This is a genomic window from Alteromonas profundi (assembly GCF_010500865.1).
In the GTDB taxonomy this organism is placed as follows: Bacteria; Pseudomonadota; Gammaproteobacteria; order Enterobacterales; family Alteromonadaceae; genus Alteromonas; species Alteromonas profundi.
In genome coordinates this window covers 1-1,301 of record NZ_JAAAWN010000081.1, presented here as the reverse complement: position 1 = coordinate 1,301, position 1,301 = coordinate 1, and the positions used below count along the sequence as shown (strand labels likewise).

The 1,301-nt window shown below is 50.4% G+C and carries 1 rRNA gene; it reads left to right on the top strand.

What is annotated here, in order from left to right:
- Positions 1-1,301: ribosomal RNA gene (locus GTH32_RS19235) — 23S ribosomal RNA — on the top strand; the annotation flags it as partial.

Genomic DNA, 1,301 nt, shown 5'->3' with positions numbered 1-1,301 from the left:
GTGACTGCGTACCTTTTGTATAATGGGTCAGCGACTTATATTTAGTAGCAAGGTTAAGCGAATAGCGGAGCCGTAGCGAAAGCGAGTGTTAACTGCGCGTTTAGTTGCTAGGTATAGACCCGAAACCCGGTGATCTAGCCATGAGCAGGTTGAAGGTTGAGTAACATCAACTGGAGGACCGAACCCACTGACGTTGAAAAGTCAGGGGATGACTTGTGGCTGGGGGTGAAAGGCCAATCAAACCGGGAGATAGCTGGTTCTCCCCGAAATCTATTTAGGTAGAGCCTCGGACGAATTCCATTGGGGGTAGAGCACTGTTAAGGCTAGGGGGTCATCCCGACTTACCAACCCTTTGCAAACTCCGAATACCAATGAGAACTATCCGGGAGACACACGGCGGGTGCTAACGTCCGTCGTGGAGAGGGAAACAACCCAGACCGCCAGCTAAGGTCCCAAAATATTGCTAAGTGGGAAACGATGTGGGAAGGCATAGACAGCTAGGAGGTTGGCTTAGAAGCAGCCATCCTTTAAAGAAAGCGTAATAGCTCACTAGTCGAGTCGGCCTGCGCGGAAGATGTAACGGGGCTAAGCAATATACCGAAGCTGCGGCAGCACAGTTTACTGTGCTGGGTAGGGGAGCGTTGTGTAAGTGGATGAAGGTGAGTTGTAAAGCTTGCTGGACATATCACAAGTGCGAATGCTGACATGAGTAACGATAATGGGAGTGAAAAACTCCCACGCCGGAAGACCAAGGTTTCCTGTCCCATGCTAATCAGGGCAGGGTAAGTCGGCCCCTAAGGCGAGGCAGAAATGCGTAGTCGATGGGAAACGGATTAATATTTCCGTACTTATATAATCAGTGATGGAGGGACGGAGAAGGCTAGGCAAGCTTGGCGTTGGTTGTCCAAGTGAAAGTGCGTAGACCGAGAACTTAGGTAAATCCGGGTTCTTAAAGTCGAGACACGAGACGAGCCACCAAGGTGGTGAAGTTGTTGATGCCCTGCTTCCAGGAAAAGCTTCTAAACTTATGATTATATGAACCGTACCCCAAACCGACACAGGTGGTCAGGTAGAGAATACTAAGGCGCTTGAGAGAACTCGGGTGAAGGAACTCGGCAAAATTGTACCGTAACTTCGGGAGAAGGTACGCCTCTGTGTGTGAAGACTTCGCGTCGTAAGCACATGGAGGCCGCAGTGACCAGGTGGCTGGGACTGTTTATTAAAAACACAGCACTCTGCAAACTCGTAAGAGGACGTATAGGGTGTGACACCTGCCCGGTGCCGGAAGGTTAATTGATGGG